This window comes from Nostoc sp. (assembly GCF_041747015.1).
GTDB lineage: Bacteria > Cyanobacteriota > Cyanobacteriia > Cyanobacteriales > Nostocaceae > Nostoc.
The window spans coordinates 22596-29705 of sequence record NZ_JBGTFY010000232.1; the positions used below are offsets into that span (position 1 = coordinate 22596).

Consider the following 7110-nt stretch of genomic DNA (forward strand, 5'->3'; position numbering starts at 1 on the left):
TTTCCGTTAAAGTATAGAATCTTAACAAAGAGTAATATACAAGATATCATGAGGCAAAAACTATAGGAGGTGGCTGTGGCACGCACGATCCCGCTAGGAAAAGTACGCAACATCGGTATTGCGGCGCATATAGATGCGGGCAAAACAACAACAACAGAGAGAATATTGTTTTACTCTGGAATAATTCATAAAATTGGCGAAGTTCATGAAGGAACTGCCGTCACAGACTGGATGGAACAGGAGCGGGAGCGGGGAATTACCATTACTGCCGCTGCTATCAGTACCAGTTGGAATGATCATCAAATTAACATTATCGATACTCCGGGTCACGTAGACTTCACAATTGAAGTTGAGCGTTCCATGCGCGTGTTGGATGGTGTAATCGCAGTATTTTGTTCTGTGGGCGGCGTGCAACCGCAGTCGGAGACAGTGTGGCGACAAGCCGACCGCTACAAAGTACCTCGAATAGCCTTTATCAACAAGATGGATCGCACAGGAGCGAACTTCTATAAAGTTCACGAGCAAATGCGCGATCGCTTACGGGCTAATGCGATCGCTATTCAGCTACCAATTGGTAGTGAAACCGAATTCCGAGGCATCGTTGACTTGGTACGGCAACGTGCGTATATGTACGTAAATGACCAGGGAACCGATATCCAAGAAACTGATATCCCCGCCGAATTACAAGCGCAGGTAGATGAATACCGCGTCAAGCTAGTGGAAGCAGTGGCAGAGACTGATGACACTTTGATGGCTAAGTACTTCGAGGGCGAAGAACTGACAGATGACGAAATCGCTCTTGGCCTGCGTAAAGGCACAGTTGCTGGCACAATCGTACCAGTACTTTGTGGCTCGGCATTTAAAAACAAAGGTGTACAGCTGATGCTCGATGCCGTTGTCGATTACCTGCCATCGCCAAGTGAAGTGCCGCCAATTCAAGGCTTACTGCCCAATGGTGATAGCGTTGAACGGCGGGCTGATGACAACGAACCCCTAGCGGCTCTGGCATTTAAGATTATGGCTGACCCTTACGGTCGCCTGACATTTGTCCGGGTTTATTCTGGTGTGTTGAAAAAGGGTAGCTACGTCCTCAACGCTAGTAAGAATAAAAAAGAACGGATTTCCCGCTTAGTTCTGATGAAGGCAGATGACCGACAAGATGTCGATGAACTGCGAGCCGGGGATTTGGGAGCAGCCCTGGGATTGAAAGACACCTTGACAGGTGACACCATCTGTGATGAAGGCTCGCCAGTAATTCTGGAATCCCTATTCATTCCTGAGCCTGTAATCTCGGTAGCGGTTGAACCCAAAACCAAGAACGACATGGATAAACTATCCAAGGCTCTACAATCTCTCTCAGAAGAAGATCCAACCTTCCGTGTCCGCGTCGATCCCGAAACAAACCAAACCGTGATCGCGGGGATGGGAGAGCTACACCTAGAAATTCTAGTAGACCGGATGTTACGAGAATTCAAGGTAGAAGCGAATGTTGGTGCGCCGCAAGTAGCTTACCGAGAAACAATTCGGAAAGCTGTGAACAAAGTTGAGGGCAAATTCATCCGCCAAAGTGGTGGTAAAGGTCAGTACGGTCACGTTGTGATCAATTTGGAGCCAGGAGAACCTGGTACTGGCTTTGAATTCGTCTCCAAAATTGTCGGCGGTACAGTACCTAAAGAGTATATTAATCCCGCAGAACAAGGGATGAAAGAAAGCTGTGAATCCGGGGTTCTAGCTGGATATCCGTTGATTGACGTCAAAGCGACGTTAATTGACGGGTCATACCACGATGTAGACTCTTCGGAAATGGCTTTCAAAATCGCTGGCTCAATGGCGATGAAAGAGGCTGTGCTGAAAGCTTCACCCGTACTCTTAGAGCCTATGATGAAAGTTGAGGTGGAAGTTCCCGAAGACTATATCGGGAATGTCATTGGCGACCTCATCGCCCGCCGGGGGCAGATTGAAAGCCAAAGCACCGAACAGGGACTCGCTAAGGTGGTATCCAAAGTTCCACTGGCTACCATGTTTGGCTACGCTACTGATATCCGATCTAAGACCCAAGGTCGGGGCATCTTCTCAATGGAGTTTAGCCGCTACGAAGAAGTACCTCGCAGCGTGGCTGAGGCAATAATTGCTAAAAGCAAAGGGAACGCTTAATTAAAATAAGGAAATGAGCATTCATGGCACGCGCAAAGTTTGAAAGGAATAAACCCCACATCAATATCGGTACGATTGGCCACGTTGACCACGGTAAAACTACGTTAACAGCAGCCATCACTATGACCTTGGCAGCTATGGGTCAAGCTATAGCTAAGGGCTACGACCAAATCGATAACGCGCCAGAAGAAAAGGCACGGGGTATTACCATTAATACAGCTCACGTTGAGTATGAAACCGAAAATCGGCACTATGCTCACGTAGACTGTCCTGGACACGCGGACTATGTGAAGAACATGATCACCGGCGCTGCCCAGATGGATGGTGGCATCCTCGTAGTAGCTGCTACCGATGGTCCGATGCCTCAAACCCGCGAACACATCCTGCTGGCAAAACAGGTTGGTGTTCCTAGTCTGGTTGTCTTCTTGAATAAAGAAGACTTGATGGATGACCCAGAACTCCTGGAACTGGTGGAACTGGAACTGAGAGAATTACTTTCCAGCTACGATTTTCCTGGCGATGATATCCCCATTGTCAAAGGATCTGGTCTGCAAGCTCTGGAAGTAATGGCGAAGAATCCTAAGACCAAACGGGGTGAAAATCCTTGGGTAGACAAAATCTACGAATTGATGGACGCTGTAGATTCTTTCATTCCCACTCCTGAGCGGGATGTTGATAAGCCATTCCTGATGGCTGTAGAAGACGTGTTCTCAATTACAGGTCGTGGTACTGTCGCCACAGGTCGGATTGAGCGGGGTATAGTCAAAGTCGGCGATAACGTTGAACTAGTGGGTATCAGAGATACTCGCGCCACTACCGTAACTGGTATTGAGATGTTCAAGAAGAGTCTTGACCAAGGTATGGCTGGTGATAACGCTGGCGTACTACTCCGGGGTATCCAGAAGGCTGATATCGAACGGGGTATGGTAATCGCTAAGCCAGGTTCAATTAAACCTCACATTCAATTTGAAGGTGAGGTGTACGTCCTAACAGAAAAAGAAGGTGGTCGTAAGACTCCATTTTTCGCTGGCTACCGTCCCCAGTTCTATGTACGGACAACTGATGTAACTGGGACTATCAAAGCCTACACCTCGGATGATGGCAAAGAAGTTGAAATGGTGATGCCAGGCGATCGCATCAAGATGACAGTAGAATTGATCAACGCGATCGCTATTGAACAAGGAATGCGCTTCGCTATTCGTGAAGGTGGTCGCACCATCGGCGCTGGTGTCGTCTCCAAAATTTTGAAGTAGCACCTTTTTGCTCATAACGAAGGAGCAGAGATGGTATAATGCCTCTCTGCTCCTTTCTCTTCCTCTATAAAGAAGGTTACAGGGGACAGATGATAGTTTCCTGTACCCTGTACCCACTCCCCTAATTACGCAGAACCTGGACAATTAAAGATGGCAACTCTACAGCAGCAGAAGATTAGAATTCGCTTACAAGCCTTTGACCGACGCTTATTGGATGCATCTTGCGAGAAGATTGTAGACACAGCTAACCGCACCAATGCTACAGCCATAGGCCCAATTCCTTTACCAACAAAACGCCGGATCTATTGTGTACTGCGATCGCCTCACGTAGATAAAGATTCACGAGAACACTTTGAAACCCGTACTCATCGGCGGATTATTGACATTTACCAGCCTTCTTCTAAAACTATTGATGCCCTGATGAAATTGGATTTACCATCGGGTGTGGATATCGAAGTTAAACTTTAATTAGTTATTAGTCATTAGTACTTTGAAAATAAAAAATAACTAATGACATTAGTATAAATATTTGCATAGCCCTGAAGAAATATATCTCAGGGCTTTTATTTAGCTAGGAAACAAATGATAGAATGGAAACAAAATACCGAAAAAGCAGAGAAAAATAAATTTTAATGATTAAGTTTATACTAAGGTAACAATGACATCATCTTCTAAAATTGCAGTTCGTGAACTACCTCTGTTCCCGTTACCTGAAGTAGTTCTGTTTCCTACCAGACCATTGCCTCTGCACATTTTTGAATTTCGCTACCGAATCATGATGAACACGATTTTGGAGAGCGATCGCAGATTCGGTGTTTTGATGGTAGATCCAGTTAAAGGCACAATTGCAGACACTGGCTGCTGTGCGGAAATTGTTCATCACCAACGGATGCCAGATGATCGGATGAAGATGTTGACTTTAGGGCAACAAAGATTTCGTGTATTAGAGTATATTCGTGAAAAGCCATACCGCGTTGGCTTAGTAGAGTGGATTGAAGACCACCCACCGACTAAAGATTTGCGACCTTTGTCAACTGAAGTAGAACAACTACTGCGAGATGTTGTGCGTCTGTCAGCCAAATTAACTGAACAAAATATTGAGTTGCCAGAAGATTTGCCTGATTTACCAACAGAGCTATCTTATTGGGTAGCCAGTAATCTCTACGGTGTCGCCGCAGAGCAGCAGTTATTATTAGAAATGCAAGATACTGCAACTCGTCTAGAGCGGGAAGCAGAAATCTTAACTTCTACTCGGAATCACTTGGCGGCTCGCGCTGTTCTCAAAGACACATTTAATGAAAAGTGAGGAGTGAGGAGTTAGCAGTTAGGAAGAAATAACAAAAAATAAAAAATTGAGAACTTATAATTTATATTCCCTAGCTGATAACTGATAACTCCTAACTTCTAACTTCTAACTTCTCAACTCACAGCCCTGATCGGTAAAATATTGTAAGTTCCAAGAATTTTTAAAATCTCTGTATGCATAGTTAATTCTGCTAAAGCAGATTGCATTTGGGCTTGGTTGGCATCCGCTTCTAGATCCATGAAAAACAAGTATTCGCCTAGCGATCGCTTCGTCGGACGAGATTCAATCCGACTGAGGTTAATTCCTAGTTGAGCAAATATTTGTAAAGGTTTAACTAAGGCTCCGGGTGTGTTGGCAGGCATACTAAAAGCCAGTGATGTGTGACTAGCATTTGTTGTTGATGCATGGTATTCAGCATCCAGTTCATCCTTACTTACTACCCAAAAACGAGTAAAGTTTTCTGGATAGTCGTTAATACCACTGGCAAGTATCGGCAGGTTGTAGAGTTGAGCTGCTCTACTAGAGGCGATCGCTGCTGTTGTGGTATTTTGTTCCAATCGCTGTAGTGCTTCGGTTGTAGAATTGTTTGGAATAATCTGTACAGTTGGCAGAAAGCGCTCTAACCATCCTTGACATTGTGCCAAAGCTTGCGGGTGAGAGTAAACAGTTTTAATGCTATCTAAGCTAGTAGCGCAGGAAATTAACATATGGGCAATGGGTAATACTAAAGCCAACTGAATTCGTAAACTGTCCAACTGCCAAAGGGTATCTAGTGTTATGGTGACACTCCCTTCAATAGAATTTTCCACAGGCACAACAGCCAAGTGGGCTTGACCGTTAGCAACGGCGTGCAGTGATTGGGAAATGCTTAGATATGGGCATAAAGTAGCTTCAAATCCCGTACTTTTGCTTAACCAATTGACATAAAAAACCGCTGCTTGTTCTGAGTAAGTGCCGGGAGGACCTAAATGTGCGATCAATAAAGTCATCTGTTTATTAGTTATCTGCTCAATTTATAGACTATATCGGAAGTAAACCTAGCCTTTATTTATTGACCGAGAATATTGCTTTAATTTGATTCATTTAATTACGTACCGCTCTTGTAGGTAATGTAATTATACAATTTGTACTTGTACAACGTTGTAGGTGCTTGACTAAGTAGAGCAAATGTACTAACTTTATTTCAGTGGTTGTTTCAGTGGAAATTAAAGATTATGAAGTTCTCTTACACAATTCTTTATGTAAAGGATGTTGCTCAATCAGTCGCTTTTTATGAAAAGGCGTTTGGACTGAAACAGCAATTTATTCACGAGAGCAAGCAATACGCCGAGATGGAAACGGGTGGAACAACTCTCGCTTTTGCCTCAAATGAACTGGCAAAATCTAACCTTCCCCAAGGATTCCAAGAAAACAGTCTGTCAAATCTACCTGCTGGTATTGAGGTTGGCTTTGTAACAGACGATATAACAGCAGCTTTATCGCGTGCCATAAAAGCTGGTGCTGTGATTGTTGTAGATACCAAAGTCAAGCCTTGGGGACAAACAGTGTCTTATGTCCGTGATTTGGATGGAATTCTTGTTGAAATTGCTAGCCCAATGTAAATTAAATTAAAAAAATAAACATAATAAATTAATCAATAATAGAAGTATCAAACAATTACTTCCTTCAATTCATGGCTACCAAGTTTACTGCCTCCCAATCAGTGGAAATTGCTGTTCCAGAGCAGCCTATTCCTATTCAGCACTACTTGCGTCAGCCTCAACGTCTGGTTAAGGCTTTGGTTGATAATAGCCGGATTCAGCAGCTTTCTGAGGAAGTATTTCGCTTGAAAATGCGTCCGCTAACTTTTATGTCACTAAGTATTCAACCTACTGTAGACATGAGAGTTTGGGCAGAATCAAATGGAATAATTTATTTGCGATCGCTCGGCTGTGAAATCCTGGGTTTCGAGTATATTAACCAGCGCTTTGCTCTCAATTTAAAAGGGTATTTGTCTCCTAAAGAGTTTAGCACTGGCACTCACCTGCAAGGAAAAGCTGATTTAGAAGTGCTGGTGGATTTTCCACCGCCATTTTCCTTCACTCCCAAGCCGATTTTAGAAGCTACTGGCAATGGTTTGCTCAAAAGCGTGCTGTTGTCGGTTAAGCAACGGTTATTAAATCAACTTTTGGCAGATTATCGCTACTGGGTGATATCACAAACCAAAGATAGAGGAATTGACGGTGAGAGTACTGAATTACCAATCCTGAATGCTGAGTAATTAGGGCTTGCTGAATAAGTCTCCAGAGCGAATCTAGAAGCCACACAGCTTACAAAATAGTAGTTTCGTCGCTTAGTTTCCCAATTTGCCCGGCGCTCGCCGACGAAAGTGCAAGGTTTTTGAACCTCTGGATGCTA

At 44.1% G+C, this 7110-nt stretch carries 7 protein-coding genes; 6 read left to right on the forward strand and 1 reads right to left on the reverse strand.

Annotated elements, in window-relative coordinates; translation table 11 throughout:
- Nucleotides 1-75: 75 nt before the first annotated feature.
- From fusA to ACEW80_RS18715, 4 genes are all read left to right on the forward strand, one after another.
- Nucleotides 76-2154 carry an elongation factor G gene (gene fusA, locus ACEW80_RS18700; protein WP_373528035.1) on the forward strand — a complete coding sequence of 693 codons (2079 nt, stop codon included), beginning with the start codon at nt 76-78 and terminating at the stop codon, nt 2152-2154.
- Between the two features lie 23 nt (nt 2155-2177).
- Nucleotides 2178-3407, forward strand: a complete 1230-nt coding sequence (gene tuf / locus ACEW80_RS18705; RefSeq protein ID WP_373528036.1) for an elongation factor Tu — start codon at nt 2178-2180, stop codon at nt 3405-3407.
- A 150-nt stretch (nt 3408-3557) separates the two neighbouring features.
- On the forward strand, nt 3558-3875 hold the full coding sequence (gene rpsJ, locus ACEW80_RS18710) for a 30S ribosomal protein S10 (RefSeq protein WP_196516741.1): 318 nt from the start codon (nt 3558-3560) through the stop codon (nt 3873-3875).
- A gap of 190 nt (nt 3876-4065) precedes the next feature.
- Nucleotides 4066-4713 (forward strand): LON peptidase substrate-binding domain-containing protein, encoded by a 648-nt coding sequence (locus ACEW80_RS18715; RefSeq protein WP_196516740.1) that lies wholly within the window; start codon nt 4066-4068, stop codon nt 4711-4713.
- A 113-nt stretch (nt 4714-4826) separates the two neighbouring features.
- On the opposite strand, the gene pheA is transcribed toward ACEW80_RS18715, so the two are convergent.
- Entirely contained in the window at nt 4827-5702 is an 876-nt protein-coding gene (gene pheA / locus ACEW80_RS18720; protein ID WP_373528037.1) for a prephenate dehydratase, read from the reverse strand.
- A gap of 225 nt (nt 5703-5927) precedes the next feature.
- On the opposite strand from pheA, the gene ACEW80_RS18725 reads away from it, so the two are divergent.
- On the forward strand, nt 5928-6314 hold the full coding sequence (locus ACEW80_RS18725; protein WP_373528038.1) for a VOC family protein: 387 nt from the start codon (nt 5928-5930) through the stop codon (nt 6312-6314).
- A gap of 71 nt (nt 6315-6385) precedes the next feature.
- On the forward strand, nt 6386-6973 hold the full coding sequence (locus tag ACEW80_RS18730; protein WP_373528039.1) for a DUF1997 domain-containing protein: 588 nt from the start codon (nt 6386-6388) through the stop codon (nt 6971-6973).
- The last annotated feature ends 137 nt before the right edge of the window (nt 6974-7110 follow it).